Source organism: Kocuria sp. KSNUG (assembly GCF_049532735.1).
Classification (GTDB): domain Bacteria; phylum Actinomycetota; class Actinomycetes; order Actinomycetales; family Micrococcaceae; genus Kocuria; species Kocuria rhizophila.
On the sequence record NZ_CP150981.1, the window covers coordinates 579,468 to 600,323 of the forward strand.

19 protein-coding genes are annotated in these 20,856 nt (G+C 69.7%); 11 read left to right on the forward strand and 8 right to left on the reverse strand.

Annotated elements, in window-relative coordinates; all coding sequences use genetic code 11:
• The first annotated feature begins 3 nt into the window (after positions 1–3).
• On the forward strand, positions 4–264 hold the full coding sequence (locus tag AABM36_RS02500; protein ID WP_423447200.1) for a hypothetical protein: 261 nt from the start codon (positions 4–6) through the stop codon (positions 262–264).
• The gene (locus AABM36_RS02505; RefSeq protein WP_423447202.1) at positions 261–848 is read left to right on the forward strand and encodes a DUF3349 domain-containing protein; all 588 of its coding nucleotides are present in this window, start codon (positions 261–263) and stop codon (positions 846–848) included. Before AABM36_RS02500 ends, AABM36_RS02505 begins: the two co-directional genes overlap by 4 nt.
• A 45-nt stretch (positions 849–893) precedes the next feature.
• On the opposite strand, the gene fmdA is transcribed toward AABM36_RS02505, so the two are convergent.
• From fmdA to AABM36_RS02530, 5 genes are all read right to left on the reverse strand, one after another.
• Positions 894–2,150, reverse strand: a complete 1,257-nt coding sequence (gene fmdA / locus AABM36_RS02510; protein WP_423447203.1) for a formamidase — start codon at positions 2,148–2,150, stop codon at positions 894–896.
• A 58-nt stretch (positions 2,151–2,208) separates the two neighbouring features.
• On the reverse strand, positions 2,209–2,502 hold the full coding sequence (locus tag AABM36_RS02515) for an FmdB family zinc ribbon protein (RefSeq protein WP_423447205.1): 294 nt from the start codon (positions 2,500–2,502) through the stop codon (positions 2,209–2,211).
• Positions 2,503–2,731: 229 nt separating this feature from the next.
• On the reverse strand, positions 2,732–4,294 hold the full coding sequence (gene hutH / locus AABM36_RS02520) for a histidine ammonia-lyase (protein WP_423447207.1): 1,563 nt from the start codon (positions 4,292–4,294) through the stop codon (positions 2,732–2,734).
• A gap of 113 nt (positions 4,295–4,407) precedes the next feature.
• Positions 4,408–5,571, reverse strand: a complete 1,164-nt coding sequence (gene hutI / locus AABM36_RS02525; protein ID WP_423447893.1) for an imidazolonepropionase — start codon at positions 5,569–5,571, stop codon at positions 4,408–4,410.
• 170 nt (positions 5,572–5,741) lie between these two features.
• Positions 5,742–7,460, reverse strand: a complete 1,719-nt coding sequence (locus tag AABM36_RS02530; protein WP_423447208.1) for a urocanate hydratase — start codon at positions 7,458–7,460, stop codon at positions 5,742–5,744.
• Between the two features lie 182 nt (positions 7,461–7,642).
• Here AABM36_RS02530 and AABM36_RS02535 point away from each other — a divergent pair, with 182 nt between their 5' ends.
• The 3 genes from AABM36_RS02535 to AABM36_RS02545 all read left to right on the forward strand — a co-directional run bounded on the left by AABM36_RS02535 (position 7,643) and on the right by AABM36_RS02545 (position 9,180).
• Positions 7,643–7,870, forward strand: coding sequence for a hypothetical protein (locus AABM36_RS02535; protein ID WP_423447210.1), 228 nt, complete (start codon positions 7,643–7,645; stop codon positions 7,868–7,870).
• Positions 7,871–7,875: 5 nt separating this feature from the next.
• Positions 7,876–8,145 carry a hypothetical protein gene (locus AABM36_RS02540; RefSeq protein WP_423447211.1) on the forward strand — a complete coding sequence of 90 codons (270 nt, stop codon included), beginning with the start codon at positions 7,876–7,878 and terminating at the stop codon, positions 8,143–8,145.
• 204 nt (positions 8,146–8,349) lie between these two features.
• The gene (locus tag AABM36_RS02545) at positions 8,350–9,180 is read left to right on the forward strand and encodes a hypothetical protein (protein ID WP_423447213.1); all 831 of its coding nucleotides are present in this window, start codon (positions 8,350–8,352) and stop codon (positions 9,178–9,180) included.
• A gap of 105 nt (positions 9,181–9,285) precedes the next feature.
• Here AABM36_RS02545 and AABM36_RS02550 read toward each other — a convergent pair whose 3' ends face one another.
• Positions 9,286–10,065 (reverse strand): IclR family transcriptional regulator, encoded by a 780-nt coding sequence (locus AABM36_RS02550; protein ID WP_423447215.1) that lies wholly within the window; start codon positions 10,063–10,065, stop codon positions 9,286–9,288.
• 289 nt (positions 10,066–10,354) lie between these two features.
• On the opposite strand from AABM36_RS02550, the gene hutG reads away from it, so the two are divergent.
• On the forward strand, positions 10,355–11,524 hold the full coding sequence (hutG, locus tag AABM36_RS02555; protein WP_423447217.1) for a formimidoylglutamase: 1,170 nt from the start codon (positions 10,355–10,357) through the stop codon (positions 11,522–11,524).
• Positions 11,517–12,971 (forward strand): amino acid permease, encoded by a 1,455-nt coding sequence (locus AABM36_RS02560; RefSeq protein WP_019310336.1) that lies wholly within the window; start codon positions 11,517–11,519, stop codon positions 12,969–12,971. The genes hutG and AABM36_RS02560 overlap by 8 nt, the downstream gene beginning before the upstream one ends.
• Before the next feature lie 235 nt (positions 12,972–13,206).
• Here AABM36_RS02560 and AABM36_RS02565 read toward each other — a convergent pair whose 3' ends face one another.
• A complete protein-coding gene (locus AABM36_RS02565) occupies positions 13,207–13,953 on the reverse strand; it encodes a TetR/AcrR family transcriptional regulator (protein WP_237708740.1) in 747 nt (248 codons plus the stop codon).
• Positions 13,954–14,042: 89 nt separating this feature from the next.
• Between AABM36_RS02565 and AABM36_RS02570 the strand changes: the two genes are divergently transcribed.
• Positions 14,043–15,800 (forward strand): oleate hydratase, encoded by a 1,758-nt coding sequence (locus AABM36_RS02570; RefSeq protein WP_012399357.1) that lies wholly within the window; start codon positions 14,043–14,045, stop codon positions 15,798–15,800.
• Between the two features lie 48 nt (positions 15,801–15,848).
• Here the strand turns inward: AABM36_RS02570 and AABM36_RS02575 are convergent, their stop codons facing one another.
• On the reverse strand, positions 15,849–16,280 hold the full coding sequence (locus tag AABM36_RS02575) for a MarR family winged helix-turn-helix transcriptional regulator (protein WP_012399356.1): 432 nt from the start codon (positions 16,278–16,280) through the stop codon (positions 15,849–15,851).
• 215 nt (positions 16,281–16,495) lie between these two features.
• Between AABM36_RS02575 and AABM36_RS02580 the strand changes: the two genes are divergently transcribed.
• The 3 genes from AABM36_RS02580 (at position 16,496) to AABM36_RS02590 (ending at position 20,815) form a co-directional block, all read left to right on the forward strand.
• Positions 16,496–17,860 carry an aromatic amino acid transport family protein gene (locus AABM36_RS02580; protein WP_019310334.1) on the forward strand — a complete coding sequence of 455 codons (1,365 nt, stop codon included), beginning with the start codon at positions 16,496–16,498 and terminating at the stop codon, positions 17,858–17,860.
• A 203-nt stretch (positions 17,861–18,063) separates the two neighbouring features.
• A complete protein-coding gene (locus AABM36_RS02585) occupies positions 18,064–19,389 on the forward strand; it encodes a cryptochrome/photolyase family protein (RefSeq protein WP_121241605.1) in 1,326 nt (441 codons plus the stop codon).
• Positions 19,390–19,525: 136 nt separating this feature from the next.
• Positions 19,526–20,815, forward strand: coding sequence for an ISL3 family transposase (locus AABM36_RS02590; protein WP_019310332.1), 1,290 nt, complete (start codon positions 19,526–19,528; stop codon positions 20,813–20,815).
• Positions 20,816–20,856 lie beyond the last annotated feature (41 nt).

Genomic DNA, 20,856 nt, shown 5'->3' on the forward strand with positions numbered 1-20,856 from the left:
GAGATGGCGAGATCCGCCCTGGCCGTGCTCGTGGCCGGGCTGTGCTTCGGCGCCGGACTGCCCGCGCTGTTCACCGTCGGCATCACCCTGTGGAGCCGCGCCACCCCGGACCCCGGCCCCGACGGCACGGCTCGCAGGAACCCCCTGGCGCTCGCCGGGGCGGTACTCTGCTGTGCGATCGTGCTCGCCGCGGTGCTGATCGGGGTTCTCTGGATCACCCGTGAGAGCTTGGAGCACTACCTGGGGATCACGGTGTTCGGATGATGACTTTCGACGCGGCTCTCGAGCACATTCAGGCCGCCTACCCGCAGGGCGTCCCGCCCGAGCAGCACGCCGCGCTCGCGGAGCTGCTGGCCCGCACGGTGGGCCCGCTCCGCACCGAGCGCCTGCTCGAGGCGCTGGACGTGTCCGCGGGAGACCTCCTGGGCCCCGCCTCGTCCTCTGAATCCCAGCAGCACGATGTCGCCGCGGAGCTCGCGCGCGCCGGCTGGCCCCTGGTGGGTGCGAGCCAGGACGAAGCACCCCGCCAGCCCGGCTACGTGGCGCGGGTGATGAACTGGCTGCGCGCCGACTACCCCAACGGGGTCCCCACCCAGGACTACCTCCCGGTGCTCGCCGTGCTGCGTCCCCAGTTGGACGACGCAGACATGGCCGCGATCGCGGACCAACTGGCCCAGGACGCCCGGGACCAGGGAGTGGCACCCTCCGAGGCCGACGCCCGCGACGCCATCCAGCGCGCCACGGAGGACGAGCCCACACCCGAGGAGATCGCACGCATCCGGGCGATGCTCGCGGCGCACGGGTGGCCGTTCGAGGGGGAGAGCGGAAGCTCGAGCCACACCCCCTGAGCGCCGCCCGGGTGTCTGTGCACCCAGGGCGGCGCGCAGGCGGGATCAGCCCGGGTTCATCGCCCGCGGGGCGCCCATGCCCGGGTCCACCTGCGTGGGGCCGCCCGCGGAGGGTCGGATGTCCACGTCGAAGATCTCCGTGGGCAGGTACACCGTGGCGCACGAGTTGGGGATGTCCACCACCCCGGAGAAGCGGCCCTCGATCGGGGCGGCACCCAGCAGCAGGTATGCCTGCTCCTTGGACCAGCCGAACTTGGCGAGGTAGTCGATCGCGTGGAGGATCGCGCGCTGGTAGGACAGGTGCGAGTCCAGGTAGCGCTGCTCGCCGTCGAGCGTGACGGACGTGCCCGAGAACGCGAGCCACTCCGAGTACACGGGGCCGTTGCGTCCGGGCATGAAGATGGCGTTCTCGCTCACGCCGTAGGTGTCCATGCCGCCCTTGATCACGTCCACGTGGATGTCGATGAAACCGCCCATCTCGATGCCACCGCAGAACGTGATCTCACCGTCCCCCTGGGAGAAGTGCAGGTCACCCATGGAGAGGTTCGCCCCGGACACGTACACCGGGTAGAACACGCGCGAGCCCTTGGTGAAGTTCTTGATGTCCTGGTTGCCGCCGTTCTCGCGCGGGGGCGCGGTGCGGGCGCCCTCGCCGGCCACGCGGTCGAAGTCCGCGCCGGTCAGCGACCCGAGGATCGCGGAGTCCGGCTCCGGCGGGAGAGCCAGCGGGGGCACTCGGTTCGGCTCGGTGGCGATCAGATCGCCCTCGCGCTTGTTCCACGTCGCCAGCAGCTCCGCGGACGGCGCGGTGCCCATGAGACCGGGGTGGACCATGCCCGTGAACGTCACGCCGGGGATGTGCCGAGAGATGCACTCGCCACCGCGGAAGTCCCACACGGCCTTGTACGCGTCCGGGAACTGGTCCACCAGGAAGCTGCCGCCGTTCTTCTGCGCGAAGATCCCCGTGTAGCCCCAGCCCTGACCGGCCAGCGGGCCCTCCTCCTGCGGGATCGGCCCCACGTCAAGGATGTCCACGATGAGCAGGTCGCCGGGCTCCGCGCCCTCGATCCGGAACGGCCCGGACAGCGCGTGCACCCGGTTCAGCGGGGCGTCCCGGATGTCGTCCGCTGAGTCGTCGTTCTTGATGGCGCCGTCGAACCACTCGCGGCAGTCGATGCGGTAGCTCTCCCCGCGCTTGAGCGTGGCCACGGGCGGGATGTCCGGGTGCCAGCGGTTGTGACCGGTCAGCTTCTGCTCGGTGAAGGGCTTGGTGGAGTCCAGCGGGAAAATCACTTCTGGCATGGTCCGTGACCTTTCTGGAGAGCCCCGCGGGCGGTTCCCGCGCGGCAGTGCGGGGAAGCTAGGGCCGCGGCAGCTTCGCGTGCCGGGGGTCCCGGGTCACGGCGGGCGCCGCTCCGGGAGCGCCGGGCTGGCGGGGCAGCGATCGGACGACGTCGGGCGCGTCAGCCGTGCGGGCGGCGTCGTCCATCGCACGTGCCCGGGGGGAGTTCGCGCGGGACAGGCCCACCGCGGAGAACACCCGCCGTGCGTCCGCGCCGCACGCGGGGCAGTCCTGGGAGCGTGGCACCTGGGCCATGGCGTGGTGGGCGTCGAACGGCCCGCAGGCCTCGCACCGGAACTCGTAGACGGGCATGGACGCTCCCTTCACGCGTGTGAGCCACGATACAACTCGGCTTGCGGTGGGGACAGGTCCGAGCGTGGCCCCGCGTCCGGCCCGGCGTGCAGGGAGAGAGTCTGCCGCCGCGAACGCACTTTCCGGGGGCAGAACCTCTCCTCAGACGCGGTGCCCCGGCCCCACGGGAACCGGCCGTGCGCGGGGGAGGCACGCGGGCGACGTCGTGCCCCGCCTCCGCGCGTGCCGGTCAGTTCAGCGGGCCCACCGCGGACTCGACCGTGCGCACCAGGCGCCCCGACGCCACGTACTTCTCGGCGGCCTCGATCTCCGGCGCCATGAAGCGGTCCTCGCCGGGCGCGCCCACGCGGCCGTCCAGGTCCGCAATGACCGCCGACGCCGCCGCGCCCGGCTCCAGGGGCGCGCGCAGGGCGATCGCGCGGGTGGAGGTGAGCAGCTCGATGGCGAGCACGCGGCGCAGGTTCAGCACGGCCTGGCGCAGCTTGCGGGCGGCGTGCCAGCCCATGGACACGTGGTCCTCCTGCATGGCGGAGCTGGGGATCGAGTCCACGGAGGCAGGCGCCGCCAGGCGCTTCATGTCCGAGACCAGCCCGGCCTGGGTGTACTGCGCGATCATCAGCCCGGAGTCCGTGCCCGGGTCCTCCGCGAGGAACGGGGGCAGGCCGTTGGAACGGGCCGGGTCCAGCATGCGGTCGGTACGGCGCTCGGACATAGAGGCCAGATCCGCGATCGGGATGGCCATGAAGTCCAGCACGTAGGCCACGGGCGCACCGTGGAAGTTGCCGTTGGAGCTCACGGTGCCGTCGTCCAGGACCACGGGGTTGTCCACGGCCGCGGCGAGCTCCTGCTGCGCGACGGTCAGCGCGTAGCGGGCGGTGTCCCGGCTGCCGCCGGCCACCTGGGGGGCGCAGCGCAGGGAATAGGCGTCCTGCACGCGGTCGTCGCCCACACGGTGGGAGGCCACGATGCCGGAGCCCTCCAGGACCTTGAGCATGTTCGCAGCGGCATACTTCTGGCCCGGGTGGGGGCGCAGCGGCTCATGCAGCTCGGGGACGAACACGCGGTCCGTGCCCAGCAGACCCTCCACGGAGAACGCGGCGGTGATGTCCGCGGCGGTGAGCAGGTTCTGCAGGTCCGCCAGCGCCATGATGAGCTGGCCCAGCATGCCGTCCGTGCCGTTGATCAGCGCCAGGCCCTCCTTCTCGGCGAGGGTCACGGGCTCGATCCCGGCCTCGGCGAGCAGCTCGGGCACGGGGCGCTCAGTGCCGTCCGGTCCGACGGCGCGACCCTCGCCCATGAGCACGAGCGCGCAGTGGGCGAGCGGCGCCAGGTCGCCCGAGCAGCCCAGCGAGCCGAACTCGTGCACCACCGGCGTGATGCCCGCGTTGAGCACGGCGAGCATGGTCTCCAGGGTCTCCACGCGGATGCCCGTGTGCCCGGACGCCAGGGTCTTGGCGCGCAGGAACATCAGGGCCCGCACCACCTCCCGCTCCACGGTGGGCCCGGTGCCCGCGGCGTGGGAGCGCACCAGGGACTTCTGCAGCCGCGTGCGCTTCTCCAGGGGGATGTGCTTGTTGGCCAGCGCGCCGAAGCCGGTGGAGATCCCGTACGCGGGCACGTCCGACGCCGCCAGCTCGTCGATGTGGCGGCGCACCTTGGCCACGTGCTCGCGGGCCTCGTCGGTCAGCTCCACGCGGGCGTCGTGGCGGGCGACGGCGATCACGTCACCCACCGTCACGCCGGAGGAGCCCAGCTGCACGGTGGTGGGGAGGTCGGTGTCGAAGAGGGTCATGGGGAAGGGTCCTTCCGGTCAGTGGTCCGAGTCGTCTGGGCAACTCGTGGAGAAAGTAGAGGGGTGGCCTGCGAGTGACCCGGGGGTGGATGACCCCGGGTCACTCGGTGCGCTCAGATCTCCCGGCGGCCCGCCCGCCACACGCCCCACGTGAGGGGCATGCCGGGGCGGTAGGCCAGGTGGACGGCCTGAGGGGCGTCCAGCACGTGCAGGTCCGCGCGCGTTCCCACCGCGAGGTGGCCCACGGCGGGCCGGCCTGGGGTGGAGACGTCGCGACGCAGCGCCTTCGCGCCGCCGAGCGTGGCCGCGCGGATCGCCTCGTCCACCGTGAGCTTCATCTGCAGCACCGCGGTGGCCACACAGAAGTTCATGGAGGTGGTGTAGCTGGTGCCGGGGTTGCAGTTGGAGGCGATCGCCACGGTGGCTCCCGCGTCCAGCAGCTCACGGGCCGGGGCCAGGGGGGCACGGGTGGAGAGGTCGCACGCCGGCAGCACAGTGGCCACGGTGTCCGAGCCGGCCAGCGCCGCCACGTCCTCCTCCGAGAGGAAGTTGCAGTGGTCCACGGACGCCGCCCCCAGCTCCACGGCCAGGGACACTCCCTTACCGGGGCCGATCTGGTTGCCGTGCACCCGCAGCCCGAGCCCCGCATCCCGGCAGGCCTCCAGCACGCGGCGCGACTGCTCGGGGTTGAACGCACCGCGCTCGCAGAACACGTCCGCCCACTGCACGTACGGGGTCACGGCCTGGAGCATGGGTCCGCACACCGTCTCCACGTACTCGTCCGCATCCACGCCCTCGGGCACCAGGTGGGCGCCCAGGAACGTGACCTCGTCCGCGGCGTCCGCAGCAATCCTCGCCGCGCGCAGCTCCTGCTCCACGTCCAGGCCGTAGCCCGTCTTGGTCTCCAGGTAGGTGGTGCCACCGGCCACGGCATCCCGCACGCGCCCGGCCACGAGCCCGCGCAGGGTCTCGTCGCTGGCTTCCCGGGTCGCGTTCGTGGTCACACCAATGCCACCCGCCGCGTATGCCTCACCGGCCATACGCGCGGCGAACTCCTCACCACGGTCCCCGGCGAAGACCAGGTGCGTGTGCGAGTCCACCCAGCCGGGCAGCACCGCGCGCCCCTCGACATCCACGGCACGGTCCGCCGCGGGCGCCTCGGAGGCGCGGCCCACCCACGCGATCAGCCCGTCCTCGACGACGACGGCCGCGTCCCGGAGCACGGAGTCCTCGCCCCGCGCGGGGTCCACGGTGTGCAGCTCGCCGATGCCAGTGATGAGCTCGGACCCGCCGACGGACGACGCCGCCCGGTGCGACCGCGCGCCGGGCTGGGCTGCGTCGCTGGTCACCCCCGGTGCCGTCCGCGAGGAGGCGGCACCCGGGTGAGCCTCGGCGCGGTGGCCGCGGGCGGCGTCGTCGTCCCCGGCGGTGGGGGTGGGACCCCCGGTCACTGGTCCGCCTGGCGGGTGGCTGCGAGGTCGTTGTGCATGGGGATGTTGACGCCGCGCTCGTCCGCCACCTGGACGGCGCGCTCGTAGCCGGCGTCCGCGTGGCGGATCACGCCCATGCCGGGGTCGTTGGTGAGCAGGCGCTCGAGCTTCTCGGCGGCGAGATCGGTGCCGTCCGCGACCGAGACCTGGCCCGCGTGGATGGAGCGGCCGATGCCCACGCCGCCGCCGTGGTGGATGGAGACCCAGGTGGCACCGGAGGACGCTGCGGTGAGCGCGTTGAGCAGCGGCCAGTCCGCGATCGCGTCCGAACCGTCCTTCATGGACTCGGTCTCGCGGTAGGGCGAGGCCACCGAACCGGAGTCCAGGTGGTCACGGCCGATCACGATGGGTGCGGAGACCTTGCCCTCGGCCACGAGCTTGTTGAAGAGCAGCCCGGCCTTGTGGCGCTCGCCGTAACCCAGCCAGCAGATGCGCGCGGGCAGGCCCTCGAACTCCACGTGCTCCTGCGCGGCGTCGATCCACTCGTGCAGGTGCGTGTTGTCCGGGAAGAGCTCCTTGATGGCGTTGTCCGTGACCTCGATGTCCTTGGGGTCGCCGGAGAGCGCCACCCAGCGGAAGGGGCCGAGGCCCTCGCAGAACAGCGGGCGGATGTACGCCGGGACGAAGCCCGGGAACTCGAACGCGCGGGTGTAGCCGGCGTGGCGGGCCTCGTCGCGGATGGAGTTGCCGTAGTCGAAGACCTCGGCGCCCTCGTCCTGGAACTCGACCATCGCCTGGACCTGCGCGGCCATGGCCTCCTGGGCCTTCTTGGTGAACCCGATGGGATCAGCCTTGGCCTCGGCGTCCCACTGCTCCACGGTGAACTCGGTGGGCAGGTAGGACAGGGGGTCGTGCGCGGAGGTCTGGTCCGTGACCACGTCCACGGAGATCTCGCCCGCGCGGTGGCGGCGCAGCAGCTCCGGGAACACGTCCGCGGCGTTGCCCACGTAGCCCACGGACAGCGCGCGGTGCTCGTTCTTGGCGGCCATGACCTTGGCGAGCGCGGTGTCCAGGTCCGTCTCCACCTCGTCCAGGTAGCGCTTGGACTGGCGGCGCTTCAGGCGGGTCTCGTCCACGTCGACGACGAGGCACGCGCCGCCGTTGAGGGTGACGGCCAGCGGCTGTGCGCCGCCCATGCCGCCGCAGCCGCCGGTGATGGTCAGGGTGCCGGCCAGGGTGGGCTCGGGGATGCGGCCCTCCTCGTGCATCTTGCGGGCGACGGCGTAGAACGTCTCGTAGGTGCCCTGCAGAATTCCCTGCGTGGCGATGTAGATCCAGGACCCGGCGGTCATCTGGCCGTACATCATGAGGCCCTCGTCCTCGAGCTTGCGGAACTCGGGCCAGGTGGCCCAGTCGCCCACCAGGTTGGAGTTGGCGATCAGCACGCGCGGGGCCCACTTGTTGGTGCGCAGCACGCCCACGGGCTTGCCGGACTGCACCAGCAGCGTCTCGTCCTCCTCGAGCTCCTTGAGGGTCTTGACGATGGCGTCGAACGCCTCCCAGCTGCGAGCCGCGCGGCCGGTGCCGCCGTAGACCACCAGGTCGTCCGGACGCTCGGCGACCTCCGGGTCCAGGTTGTTCATGAGCATGCGCATGGGCGCTTCGGTCTGCCAGCTCTTGGCGCTGATCTCGGTGCCGCGGGGTGCGCGGACGGGGCGGGCGTTGGGCAGTGCCATGAGTGGTCCTCCTGGTGCGGGTCGGTCCGGGGCGCGTGAGGCCGCAGACGGGGAATGAATCCATGGGACCACGGACGGTGACGGGGGTCACGGGTTCTGGAGGGGGTTGTGTCTGGGATGCCAGACACAGGCGCGGGACAAAACCCTTGTAGCGTCAGTGCAACGCAAAGTAACTTGTAAGAGTGGATGAGCCAGTCATCGCGCCATCAGCGTTGAAGCACCGCCTCGTGGAGGCCGACATTCTTCACGCCTACCGCAACCCGATCCGTGCGTGGGACCTCGGTGAGGGGTTCACCATGCTGATTGGTGCGAACCGGGCCGCCATCGTTCTGGAAGTCGGATACGTGCAGGGACACACCGCTGACGTCATCGTCCACGCCATGCCTGCCCGTCGGAAATATCTGAGGTGATGACCATGCCCCGAACCGTGGAGGAGATCCTTGCTCACGCCGATGAGCTGGCTGCGCGCTTCGAGCAGTACGAACCGCGGCCCGAGGACGAGCTGGACGTGGATGCGATCACGGCTCTGCGCGCGGCCGTCGCTGAACAGTCCGCCGCAGAACGTCACGTCATCGACGCCGTGCGCACGGCTCGTCGCGCAGGCATGTCATGGGCCGCGATCGGCACATTCGTCGGAACGACCGGTGAGGCCGCTCGGCAACGGTACATGCGGCTCGTGGCGTGATAGTGGGGGTTCGCATCAATAGCGCCATGCCCCACAACGCCGAGCGCGTATGCTCCATACTCTAGCCTGCTGTAAATTTCCACCCCACCCCCCGTTGCCCATCTCGCGGAGTAAATTGTGCCCTATATAGCTAATGTTGTTCAGGTACTCCTTTCTTCACCGTCGGATCAGCCACCTGAACATTCGAGTATTGTTTTAAATGCTATGCGCACCTGGAACGCAACACTTGGTCAACGGCTTCAGGTCCACTTCTCACCCACTGATTGGCAACACGGTGCTACACCCTCGTATGGAGAACATCCCCAGCAAGCGCTTAATTCGGTTATTGTTGATAACTCCGACGTGGCGATTGTAATTTTCACAGATCGCTTGGGCACGCCGACTAAAAGTCACCCCTCCGGCACCGTTGAGGAAATTGAACGCCTTCATAAGGCCGGAAAGAGGGTGGCAATTTTAGTAAACCGCGTCCCAGACCGTTCCCTTGAGGGCAAAGAAGCCACGGCGGAAAAGGGTCGCCTTGAAGAATATTTGAGAAGCATCCAAAACCGCTCGTTCTACCGGGAATACCGCTCCCGCGACGAATTAACTCAAGTCATCAACACTTTGCTTCAAGAAATCGCAGTCGCTACGCCTGCGCCAGACGGTCGACTTAACGATGCCGCTAAGTACCCCCATTCTTTCGAGGAAAATCCAGCAATCGGTGTGTGGCCATCTATGGAGGACGAGCACTATTCCGAAGCGGACTCCAAGGGAAGGCTAAAGAACAAGCGCAGAAGTTTTCTAGTTCTCGCCAATAAGACCGGCGTTCCAGTAACTCATGTCACTTACCAGTATGTACATCCAGATGGCGAGCCCCACCCAGAATTCGACCTCCGGACGGAGGGTGCAGTTACAGAAGTCGGAACCATCCCCCCAGATAAAGAACGTCGTCTCCCTTTGTGGAGAGGCTGGCAAGCAGGTGAAGACGCGGACTGCGTTGTTACTTGGACTGCCCCAGACGGCAGCATGCATGCCACCAGATCGACGGTGGCATAGATATAAGAGGGCATGACGGTGTTGACACGGATCAACGCAGGTCGTGGCGGAGGGGGCCCCGACAATGGGTAGGAACCCTGTGCAGGGCCCCCGGGGCCGGTTTCTCTAAACCCCCGGCACCGCCCCATGCAACCGCCGCGTCAGCGCCTCCGCCGTCCGCCGCACGTGTCCCACCAGCTCCGTCCGCCGCTCGTCGTCGATCTTGTGCCCCAGGAACGTCAGCGCCACCCCCGCGACCGGCAGTCCCCGGTGGTCGTGCGCCGCGACCGCCACGGACGCGAAGTTCGGCGTCACGTCCCCCTCCTCCACGGCCCAGCCGCGCTCCCGGGTCCGCGAGAGCTCTGCGCGCAACTGACCCGGCGTCGTGATCGCCGTGCTCTCCCAGCGCGACGCGAACGAGTCCCGGTCCGGGTACAGCGCCCTCACCTGTGCCGCGGGCAGGCCGGCGAGCATCGACCGTCCGCTCGCCGTGAGGTGCGCCGGGATGCGCACCCCCACGTTCGTCACGAGCGAGGGCTTGTACGGCGCCCGCTCCTCCACCACGTACACCACGTCCCGCCCGTGCATCACCGCCAGGTGCGCGTTCTCGCCCACCGCATCCACGAGCGCCCGCAGCAGCGGCTCGCCCAGCCGCGCCATCGGGTCCTGCCGCGTGTACGCCGACGACAGCTCGAACGCCGCAATCCCCAGCCCGTACAGCCGCTCCTCGGGCAGGTGCACCACAAACCCCTGCTCCGTCATCACCGCCAGCAGGTGGTACACGCTGGACCGCGGCAGCTCCAGCGCCGTCGCAATCGACGACGCCGCCACCGGCCCCTTCCGCGACGCCAGGAACCGCAGGATCCGCAGCGTACTCTGCGCGGCAGGCACCTTGGCTCCGGTCATCGCGCTTCCTTCGGTCGGTGTTTGCTCTGGCGCACGACGCCGCACGGTCACCCGTGCGCGCCCCAGCCGTTTCCGAGATGCGGCGCCCCACCCCGTAAACCCGGCGAGCGCCGTCGTCGTCCGGGCGCCGTGCCGTACGATCTGCGTGTCTGGAATACCAGACGATATCTGGTGTCGGGCCTCCCCGCGATCCCCGGTGATGGGCTTGTGTGGAGCAGAAGGTAATTCAGATCACACGCGAGCACCGCGAGGCGGCCCGGGGAGGCGGCACCGCGGGGAAGGACGCTGCATGACGACCACCCGGATCACCCCTCCGGACCCCGAGGTGTGGAGCGGCAGGACGGACGGGGACACCCCCGAGCACCTGCGCTGGCACCAGAAAGCGCGGCAGGGCATCGCCCAGGACGCCGAGCAGCAGACCACGCAGAATGCCCCCCGGGGTGATGACCAGGACGGTGTCGACCAGGGTGCTGTCCCGCAGGCCCCCGCCGTCGAGCTCATCGGCTTCTCCTGCGACGAGGGCGTGCGCCGCAACAAGGGCCGCGTGGGCGCCTCCGAGGGCCCGGACGCCCTGCGCGGTGCCCTCGCCCCGCTGGCAATGCATTCCGACTTCGGCATCCACGACGCCGGCACCGTGGTGGTCCCGGACCGGGACCTGGAGGACGGTCAGGACATCCTGGGCCATAAGGTCGCGCGCCTCCTGGACACCGGCAACCCCGTGGTCGTCCTGGGCGGCGGGCACGACACCGCGTGGGGCAGCTACCTGGGGCGCACCCGCTGCGACCGGCTGCAGGGGCAGCGCGTAGGCGTACTGAACCTGGACGCCCACTTCGACCTCCGCCAGGCGGACGAGCCCTCCTCCGGCACCCCGTTCCTGCAGATGGCCCGCGCGGACCAGGCGGCGGGCCGCACGTTCGACTACACCGTGCTGGGCATCAGCGAGCCCAACAACACCGGCGTCCTGTTCCGCACCGCGGAGGAGCTGGGCGTCGAGTACCTCACGGACGAGCAGTGCCAGCCCCGCCACCTCGACACCGTCCTGGACGTCGTGGACCGCCTCGTCGAGCGCGTGGACGCCATCCACCTGAGCATCGACCTGGACGTCCTGCCCGCCGCGGTGGCGCCCGGCGTGAGCGCCCCGGCCGGATACGGTGTTCCCCTGGAGACCATCCAGGCCGTGTGCCACCGCGTGGCCCGCAGCGGCAAACTGGTGCTCGTGGACGTGGTGGAGCTGCTGCCGCGGATGGACGTGGACGGCCGCACCGCCCGCGCCGCCGCGCGCCTCATCACCACCCTGGCCCACGACGCCCTGATCACCACGACGCCGCACCTGGCCACCGCGGGCACGTCCCCGCACGCGGGAGGCGCGGGGACGACGTCGTCCACCGAGGCGGCGCCCGCCGCACCGACCCCACCGACCGGCCCCGCCGGGAACACCACAGGAGAGCGCCATGAGTAGTCCCGCATCCCCGCCGCCCGCACCGCAGCAGGGCGGGGCGGGCCACCCCACCCTGTCCCGCGGGCTGAGCATGCGCCACATCCAGTTCATCGCGCTGGGCTCGGCGATCGGAACCGGGCTGTTCTACGGCTCGGCCACCGCCATCCAGGTGGCCGGCCCGTCGGTGATCCTCGCGTACCTGATCGCCGGAGCGGTGGTCTACATGGTCATGCGGGCCCTGGGCGAGATGGCCGTGCGCCACCCCGTCCCTGGTTCATTCGGCCAGTATGCCGCGCGCTACCTGGGCCCGTTCGCGGGCTTCGTCACGGGCTGGACGTTCGTGTTCGAGATGATCGTGGTGGCCATTGCGGACGTCACCGCGTTCGGCGTGTACATGGGCTTCTGGTTCCCGGACACCCCCCGCTGGATCTGGGTCACCGCCGTCATCCTGTTCATTGCCGCGATCAACACCCGCAACGTGAAGATCTTCGGCGAGATGGAGTTCTGGCTGACCATCATCAAGGTGGGGGCCATCCTGGCGATGATCGGCGGCGGCATCGTGCTCATGGTGATCGGCGTCTCCTACGCCCCGGGCGAGCCCGTGGGGCTGCAGAACCTGGTGGACCACGGAGGCTTCATGCCCAACGGCCTGGGCGGTCTGCTGGCCGCGCTGTCCGTGGTGGTCTTCGCGTTCGGCGGCATCGAGACCATCGGCATCACCGCCGGTGAAGCCGGTGATCCGGCCCGCTCCATCCCCAAGGCCGTCAACGCCGTGCCCGCCCGCATCCTGCTGTTCTACGTGGGCACCATGGTGGTGCTGATGTCCCTGGTGCCGTGGACCGAGATCACCGGCGAGGCCAGCCCGTTCGTGCAGATCTTCTCCGCCCTGGGTATTCCCGCTGCGGCATCCATCCTCAACGTGGTGGTCATCGTCGCCGCCGTCTCCGCGATCAACGCCGACACCTTCGGCGCGGGCCGCATGCTCTTCGGCCTCGCGGAGCAGGGCCAGGCGCCCCGGGCCTTCACCAAGGTCTCCCGCAACGGCGTCCCGTGGCTCACCGTGGTGGTCATGGGCATCGCCCTGGGCATCGGCGCGGTCCTCAACGCTGTGATCCCCGAGGACGTGTTCCTCATCATCGCCTCGATCGCCACGTTCGCCACCGTGTGGGTGTGGCTCATGATCCTGCTCTCGCACATCGCCATGAGGCGGGAGATCGAGCGCAAGAACCGCCCCGAGTCCGAGTTCAAGGTCCCGTTCTGGCCCGTGGCCTCGTGGGCCGCGACCGTCGGCATCCTGTTCGTGATCGTGCTGCTCGGCTGGTTCCCGGACACCCGCGTGGCGCTGATCGTGGGCGTCGTGTGGCTCGTGCTCCTGGGCGTGGGCTACGCGCTGTTCGTCCGGGGCAGCGGCCGCCACCGCCCGCCGCTGGACGACCACACTGCGCTGATCACCCTGCCCCGCAGCTGATCCCCGCCTGCTGAGAGCCCCGGCCCGTTCGCGAGCCGGGGCTTTCCCATGCCCGGACGACGACGCCGCACGGCCGGGTCCGCGCGCTCCGTCACGCGCCGCGCAGGTCACGGGTTCGTCCCCGCTGACGCCGGGCGGCCCTGCCCATGGCGCGCTGGAGCCGCTCCGTGATTCCCGGATGGGCCGCCCGGGGTTGTCAAGAGGCGGGGGCGCAGCGGCGTGGTGCCTCGGCGGGCTACCGGGCGGTCGCCGGGGACGCGGGGACAGCGGCGTCGTGCGCGGGAGGAAGTGCACTGTCCACGCCCGCGGCCACGAGGGCGACGATCTCCCGCATTCGCTCGAGCACCAGGCGCAGCTCGGCGCGGCCCTGGCGGGCGCGGTTGAGCTCCGCGAGCCCGCTGGTCACGATCATCCGTGCGCCCACGTCCAGAGGTGTAGTGCCGGCGTGGGCGGCGGAACGGCAGCCCGCGAGCATCCGCGCGATGTGGTTCTCGAGCTTCTCCACCAGCACCAGCACCTCGCGGCGGTGAGGGAGGTCCTCGCCGAAGAGAATCTCGCGTGCGATCCACACGGTGGTCTCCGGCCAGCGCACGGCCATGTCGAAGACCGGGGCGAGTGAGTCCATGATGGCGTCCACCACCGCAGCGGGGGAGCGGTGGCCGGGGTAGGGGGTGGCGTCCAGGATGTCGTTGACGTGGTCCGCCCAGATGTTCTCGGTGACCATCATCAGCAGCTCCGCCTTGGTGGCGGCGTACTGGAACACGGTGCCCGCGGCCACGTCCGCGCGGGAGGCGACCTCGCTCATGGACATCTGCGCGTAGCCCTTCTCGCTCATGAGCGAGCGGGCGGCGGCCAGGATGCGGGCGCGCTTCTTCGCCTTGGCGATCTCGCGGCGCCCGGGGCCGCGCGGGCTCACGCGGGAAGCCACGTGCTCCAGGGGGCGTGTTCTGCCGCGGGGCGTCGGGTTCTGAATTTTCTCCACCAGATAATTGTATTGCACTCAAAATTGAGTAGGCTCAATTATGAACGCAGGGAGCGCCAAGGTGACGCCCCCGCGGAAGGAGGAACGACATGCAGTTCACAGCAGGCAACTACGAGGCCTTCATGCGGCCCCGCCCGGCGGAGCACGCACAGGACACCCGTGCGTGGATCGTGGGATCCGGTCTCGCCGGACTCGCGGCGGCGGTGTTCCTGGTCCGGGACGCCGGCGTGCCCGGCGAGAACGTGACCGTGGTGGAGAAGGGCCGGCTGCCCGGCGGTGCCCTGGATGGGCTGGACGTGCCCGAGAAGGGGTTCGTGATCCGCGGCGGGCGTGAGCTCGAGAACCACATGGAGTGCCTGTGGGACATGATGCGCTCCGTGCCGTCCCTGGAGATCGAGGGCGCGTCCGTGCTGGACGAGTTCGCGTGGCTCAACCGGGACGACCCCAACTACTCCCTGCGCCGCGCCACCGTGAAGCAGGGCCAGGACGCGGGCCACGAGGGCAAGTTCGACCTCCCGCAGCGCGCCCAGAAGGACCTCCTGCACATCTTCCTGGCCACGCGCGAGGAGATGGAGGGCAAGAAGATCCAGGACGTGATGAGCAAGGAGTTCCTGGCCTCCCCGTTCTGGATGTACTGGCGCACCATGTTCGCGTTCGAGGAGTGGCACTCCGCGCTGGAGTTCAAGCTCTACCTTCACCGCTTCGTGCACCACATCGGCGGGCTGCCGGACTTCTCCGCGCTGAAGTTCTCCAAGTACAACCAGTACGAGTCCTTCGTGCTGCCCCTGATTTCCTACCTCACCGAGCGCGGCGTCACCTTCCAGTACGACACCGACGTCCGCGACATCGACTTCTCCCACCGCAACGGCGAGATCCGCGCCACCGCGATCCACTGGGTGCGCGAGGGCGCCACCGAGACCCAGGAGCTCGGTGAGCACGACCTCGTGTTCACCACCATCGGCTCCCTCGTGGACAACTCCAACGACGGCGACCACGCCACCCCCGCGGAGCTCGACCGCGGCCCCGCCTCGGCCTGGGACCTGTGGAAGCGGATCGCCGCCAAGGACCCCTCCTTCGGGCGCCCCGAGGTGTTCTGCTCCTCGATCGACGAGACCAAGTGGGAGTCCGCCACCGTCACCACCCTGGACGAGCGGATTCCCGAATACATCCGCAAGATCGCGCAGCGGGACCCGTTCAGCGGCCGCGTGGTCACGGGCGGGATCGTCACGGCGGAGGACTCCTCGTGGCTGCTCAGCTGGACCGTGAACCGCCAGCCGCACTTCAAGAAGCAGCCGAAGGACCAGATCGTGGTGTGGGTCTACTCGCTGTTCGTGGACACCCCCGGCGACTTCGTGAAGAAGACCATGGCCGAGTGCACGGGCGAGGAGATCACCCAGGAGTGGCTCTACCACATGGGCGTTCCCGTGGAGGAGATCCCGGAGCTCGCTGCCACCGGCGCCAAGACGGTGCCCGTGATGATGCCGTACGTGACCAGCTTCTTCATGCCCCGCCACGCGGGCGACCGCCCCCAGGTGGTGCCCGAGGGTGCCCGCAACTTCGCGTTCATCGGCCAGTTCGCCGAGACCGGCCGCGACTGCATCTTCACCACCGAGTACTCGGTGCGCACCGGCATGGAGGCCGTGTACCAGCTCATGGGGGTGGAGCGCGGCGTTCCCGAGACGTGGGGCAGCACCTATGACGTGCGGGTGCTGCTGGAGGGCCTCACCCGGCTGCGGGACGGCGAGAAGGTCCGGATCCCCGGGCCGGAACCGCTGCGCAAGCGGCTGCGTCGTCGGCTGGAGGACGGCGAGGTGGGCGAGCTGCTCGAGGAGTACGGCGTGCTGTGATCCTCAGCGCCTGCTGAGCGGACCCTGCACGGGTGCACCCAGAAGCCGTCACAGCACGTGGCACAGCTTCTGGGCCAGCCTGTGCAGGGTCTTCCTGTCCCTGGGGGACATGTCCAGCTCGTCCAGCAGCTCGCGCTGCATCCCCGCGGCCGGTTCCTGCAGGGCACGCCCGGCGTCCGTGAGGGAGATGACCACGGAGCGTTCGTCCTGCTCGCTGCGGCGGCGGGTCACGAAGCCCGCCGCCTCCACGCGGCGCAGCAGTGGGGAGAGGGTGCCGCTGTCCAGGGCGAGGGTCTCGCCCAGCTGGCGGACCGAGCGGTGGTCCTGCTCCCATAGCACAAGCATCACCAGGTACTGCGGGTAGGTCAGCCCGATGGCCTTGAGAGGTTCACGGTACGCGCTGGTCACCTTGCGCGAGGCGGTGTACAGCGCGAAGCACAGCTGCGTGTCCAGGCGGAACTCGGGATCCATGCCCACCATGGTACGGGAGGCGCATTTCCGGGATGACGTGCGGTGACGCTCGGGGCGCGCGCGGACTGAAGGCGTGCCCACCACGCGGGGCGGGGGTCAGGGGGCGCGCCCGTCACGGCCGGGGTTGTTGAACAACGGGGGCGAGTCGCGTATAACTATGGCCCGGCTCACAGGGTGTCCGCATCCTTCCGCTCTTCCCTTTCCCCAACAGCACGGAGACCCCGGTGCCGGAACACGACCACGACCGCACGTCCACGCCCGCCGGGGGATCCTCGGCCGCCACTGCCACCGCCACCGCCACCGCCACCGCCACCGCCACCGCCACCGCCGCGCGGCCCCACTCGGGGAGCCCCGCCCCGGGCCACGCCAACCGCCGGTTCGAGACCAACTGGGCGATCTCCCTCTTCGGCACCGCCGTGGGCGCGGGGGTGCTGTTCCTGCCCATCAACGCGGGCCTGGGCGGTCTGTGGCCGCTGCTGATCGTCACGGTGCTGATCGGGCCCATGACGTACCTCTCCCACCGGGCGCTGTCCCGCTTCGTGTGCGCGTCCCCCGTGCCGGACGAGGACATCACCGGCGTGGCCCGCAAGGCCTTCGGCGAGGGCCTGGGCCGGCTGATCACCATCGTCTACTTCCTGGCGATCTACCCGATCGTGCTGATCTACGGCGTGGGCATCACCAACACCGTGGACAGCCTGCTGGTCAACCAGTTCCACCTGGCCTCTCCGCCGCGCTGGCTGCTCTCGGGCGTGCTGGTGGCGCTGCTGATGCTCGTGATGTTCACGGGGCAGCGGATCATGCTGATCGTCACCCAGTGGCTCGTGTACCCGCTGATCCTCATCCTGCTGGGCGTGACCCTGTTCCTGATCCCCACGTGGGACTTCAGTGCGTTCCGGGGCGTGCCCTCCGCCGGGGACTTCCTGATGTCCGTGTGGATGATCATCCCGGTGCTCGTGTTCGCGTTCAACCACTCACCCGCCATCTCGCAGTTCTCCGTGGCCATGAAGCACGAGTACGGGGACCGCGCGAGCGAGCGCGCCTCCGTGGTGCTCAAGCGCTCCACCCTGCTGCTGGTCATCTTCACCATGGGCTTCGTGTGGTCCTGCGTGCTGTCCCTGGGTCCCACCGGGCTGCAGGGCGCCAAGGACCAGAACCTGCCCGTGCTGTCCTACCTGGCCAACGAGAACGGCAGCCCGTTCATCGCCTACCTGGGCCCGGCGGTGGCACTCGCCGCGATCGCCTCCTCGTTCTTCGGCCACTACATGGGCGCGGCGGAGGGTGCCGTGGGCATTGTGCGCTCCACCGTGGACCCCACAGGCACGAAGATCAGCGACAGGGCCCTCAAGACCGCTGTGGCCGTGTTCATCTTCGTGACCACGTGGCTCGTGGCCATCCTGAACCCCAGCATCCTCTCGCTCATCGAGTCCCTCGCGGGGCCGGTGATCGCCGTGATCCTCTATCTCATGCCCATGTACGCGATCCGCAAGCTGCCGGCGCTGGAGCCCTACCGGGGCAGGATCTCCAACGTGTTCGTCACCGTGGCCGGTCTCGTGGCGGTCAGCGGCATCATCTACGGCCTGATCTCCTGACGCCCCACGTCACGGCCGGAGGACGACGCCGCTGGGCCGGGTCCGCGCCCGGCCGCCGGTGCCGTGGTGCAGACCGCTGCGGGCCCCCCTCCCGGGTCCGGTGCGGTCCCGCTGTGTAGATTGGCCGTGACCGAGGCCGCGACCCCCGCTGCGCAGCAGCGGGGGTCGGTGCACACCACCGACCGAACGGGTGAGGAGCCCAGATGACCACCGTGGTGCTGTTCCGCGACGACCTCCGGGTCACCGACCACCCCGCCCTGCACGAGGCCGTCTCCCACGGGGAGCCCGTGGTGTGCCTCTACGTCCTGGACGAGGAGTCCGAGGGGGTCCGCCCGCTCGGCGGTGCGGCCAAGTGGTGGCTGCACCACTCCCTGACCTCGCTCGCCTCGGATCTGTCGGAGCTGGGGGTGCCCCTCACGCTGCGGCGCGGTCCGGCAGGGAAGGTGGTGCCCCACGTCGTGCGCGAGACCGGCGCGGACCGGCTGCTGTGGAACCGCCGCTACGGCGGGCCGGAGCGCGCGGTGGATGCCGGGCTCAAGGAGTGGGCCGGGGAGAACGGTGTGGAGGCCCACTCGTATGCCGGATCGCTCATGTTCGAGCCGTGGACCGTCTCCACCCAGAACGGGGATCCGTACCGGGTGTTCACGCCGTTCTGGCGGGCGTGCACCAGCGGGCCGCCGCCCCGGGAACCGTACCCGGCGCCGTCGTCGATCGACCACGCGGACCCGGCACCGGCCTCCGAGGACCTGGTCGGCTGGGAGCTGCTGCCCACGCACCCGGACTGGTCCGGGGGCCTGGCGCGCACGTGGACCGTGGGGGAGCGGGCGGCGCACGAACGGCTGGACGAGTTCCTGGACGAGCGGTTGCCCCGCTACACCCAGGACCGGGACGTGCCCGCCAGGCCCGCCACGTCCGGGCTGTCCCCGCACCTGCGCTGGGGCGAGATCAGCCCGTACACCGTGTGGCACACCGCCCTGGAGCGTGCGGAGAACCCCGGGAAGTTCCTCACCGAAGTGGGGTGGCGCGAGTTCTCCTGGTACAACCTCTACGTCCACCCGGACATGGCCACCGAGAACATCAACCCGAAGTTCGACTCCTTCCCGTGGCCGCCGCTGGACGAGGACGTGCTCGCGGCGTGGCAGATGGGGCGCACCGGGATCCCCCTGGTGGACGCCGGGATGCACGAGCTGTGGGAGACCGGCACCATGCAGAACCGGGTGCGCATGGTCGTGGCGTCCCTGCTGGCCAAGAACCTGCTGATCGACTGGCGCCTGGGCGAGCAGTGGTTCTGGGACACCCTGGTGGACGCGGACCCCGCGAGCAACCCGCACAACTGGCAGTGGGTGGCCGGCTGCGGCACGGACGCCGCGCCCTACTTCCGGATCTTCAACGCGGAGACGCAGCAGAAGAAGTTCGACCCCGACTTCGTCTACGTGGACCGCTGGAACGGGCGGCAGGAGGGCGTGGAGCCCATCGTGGACCTCAAGGAGTCCCGGGCGCACGCGCTGGAGCTGTTCAAGAGCCTGTGAGGGGCGGCCGCGGGGCCGAGCATGTGGCGGGAACGAGGCTCTTCAACTTTGAGCGTGGTGGGGCCCTGAAGTAGGGCTCGCGGCCCTACGCCAGCATGGGTGTTGTCTAGACATCTCATGAGCGAGGACCGCGAGCGTGCACAAGCCTACGTTCGACGTCGATGCGGCGTCGATCCTGTTCAACCTGTCCGGTTACCGAGTCGTCTCGGCCACCCCTGGCGTCGGCGTTGAGCAACCGCGGCAGGTGCTGATCGAGACGACCACGAGCGAGGGCGTCTGCCCCTCCTGCGGGGTGCTGTCCTCGCGGATCCAGGCAAGACCTACCCAGCGCGTGAAGGACGTGCCGTGCGGGGGTGAGCGGCTCGACGTGCTCGTGCGCAAGCGCCGCTACGCCTGCCGTGAGTCGTTGTGCCCGCGGCGGTCGTTCACCGAGGAGACCGAGCAGCTGCCCGCGCGGGCGAGGGTCACGACCCGGCTGACCGAGCAGGTGATATCCGCCTGCCGGGCCGAGCCGCGGGCGGTGTCCCGGGTCGCGCACGAGGCGCACCTGTCCTGGCCCACGGTGATGCGGATGCTCACCACCACCCTGGACCTGGACACCGGCGTGGACCGCCGGCACGTGCGGCACCTGGGGATCGATGAGCACCGGTTCCGCACCGTGCGCTACCTGCGCGACCCGGACACCCACGCGGTGAAGCGGGTCGAGCCGTGGTCCATCGTGTTCACCGACCTGGACGACGGCGCGATCCTGGACGTCGTCGACGGCCGCCGCGGCAAGGTCGTCACCTCCTGGCTCGCGGCGCGGCCGCGGTGGTGGCGCCGGCGGGTGCAGGTCGTCGCCCTGGACATGTCGAGTGAGTTCCGGGCCGCGGTCCGCAAGGCACTACCGCGGGCGAAGGTCAGCGTGGACCACTGGCACGTGGTGCGGCTGGCCAACGAGATGGTCACCAAGGTGAGGAGGCGCCGGGTGTGGGAGCTGCACGAGCGCCGAGGGCGGGCGACCGACACCCCGTGGAAGTACCGCAAGCTGCTCACCTGCGCCGGTGACCGGCTCACCGTCCGGCAGCGCACCAAGCTGCAGCAGATCCTGGCCGAGGACGTCGAGCTGGCCGTCGCGTGGGGCATCAAGGAACACGTCCGCCAGGTCCTCACCGCCACCGACACGCCCTCCTTCCAGCGGCACTGGGCCCGCCTTGAGAGCGCCGTGCGAGCCACCCACCTGCCCGAGCCGGCCGCGCTGTTCCGGACCCTGCTGGCCTGGCGTCGTGAGCTGCTCACCTTCTGCCGAACCAGGGTCACGAACGCTCGCACCGAGGCGGCGAACCTGACCGCCAAGACGATCAAGAGGGTCGGGCGCGGGTACCGCAACCATCGGAACTACAGATGCCGCATCATTGGCTATGCGCCCCGACCGATCGCGGCGTGAACACCCAGCACCACGCTCAAAGTTGAAGAGCCAAATTGAGT

Excerpts from the sequence above, each read along its gene's own strand:
- AABM36_RS02500 (WP_423447200.1), top strand. The coding sequence starts at position 4 with ATGGCGAGATCCGCCCTGGCCGTGCTCGTGGCCGGGCTGTGCTTCGGC.
- AABM36_RS02505 (WP_423447202.1), top strand. The coding sequence starts at position 261 with ATGATGACTTTCGACGCGGCTCTCGAGCACATTCAGGCCGCCTACCCG.
- fmdA (WP_423447203.1), bottom strand. The coding sequence starts at position 2,150 with ATGCCAGAAGTGATTTTCCCGCTGGACTCCACCAAGCCCTTCACCGAG.
- AABM36_RS02515 (WP_423447205.1), bottom strand. The coding sequence starts at position 2,502 with ATGCCCGTCTACGAGTTCCGGTGCGAGGCCTGCGGGCCGTTCGACGCC.
- hutH (WP_423447207.1), bottom strand. The coding sequence starts at position 4,294 with ATGACCCTCTTCGACACCGACCTCCCCACCACCGTGCAGCTGGGCTCC.
- AABM36_RS02530 (WP_423447208.1), bottom strand. The coding sequence starts at position 7,460 with ATGGCACTGCCCAACGCCCGCCCCGTCCGCGCACCCCGCGGCACCGAG.
- AABM36_RS02540 (WP_423447211.1), top strand. The coding sequence starts at position 7,876 with ATGCCCCGAACCGTGGAGGAGATCCTTGCTCACGCCGATGAGCTGGCT.
- AABM36_RS02545 (WP_423447213.1), top strand. The coding sequence starts at position 8,350 with ATGCGCACCTGGAACGCAACACTTGGTCAACGGCTTCAGGTCCACTTC.
- AABM36_RS02550 (WP_423447215.1), bottom strand. The coding sequence starts at position 10,065 with ATGACCGGAGCCAAGGTGCCTGCCGCGCAGAGTACGCTGCGGATCCTG.
- hutG (WP_423447217.1), top strand. The coding sequence starts at position 10,355 with ATGACGACCACCCGGATCACCCCTCCGGACCCCGAGGTGTGGAGCGGC.
- AABM36_RS02560 (WP_019310336.1), top strand. The coding sequence starts at position 11,517 with ATGAGTAGTCCCGCATCCCCGCCGCCCGCACCGCAGCAGGGCGGGGCG.
- AABM36_RS02570 (WP_012399357.1), top strand. The coding sequence starts at position 14,043 with ATGCAGTTCACAGCAGGCAACTACGAGGCCTTCATGCGGCCCCGCCCG.
- AABM36_RS02575 (WP_012399356.1), bottom strand. The coding sequence starts at position 16,280 with ATGGTGGGCATGGATCCCGAGTTCCGCCTGGACACGCAGCTGTGCTTC.
- AABM36_RS02585 (WP_121241605.1), top strand. The coding sequence starts at position 18,064 with ATGACCACCGTGGTGCTGTTCCGCGACGACCTCCGGGTCACCGACCAC.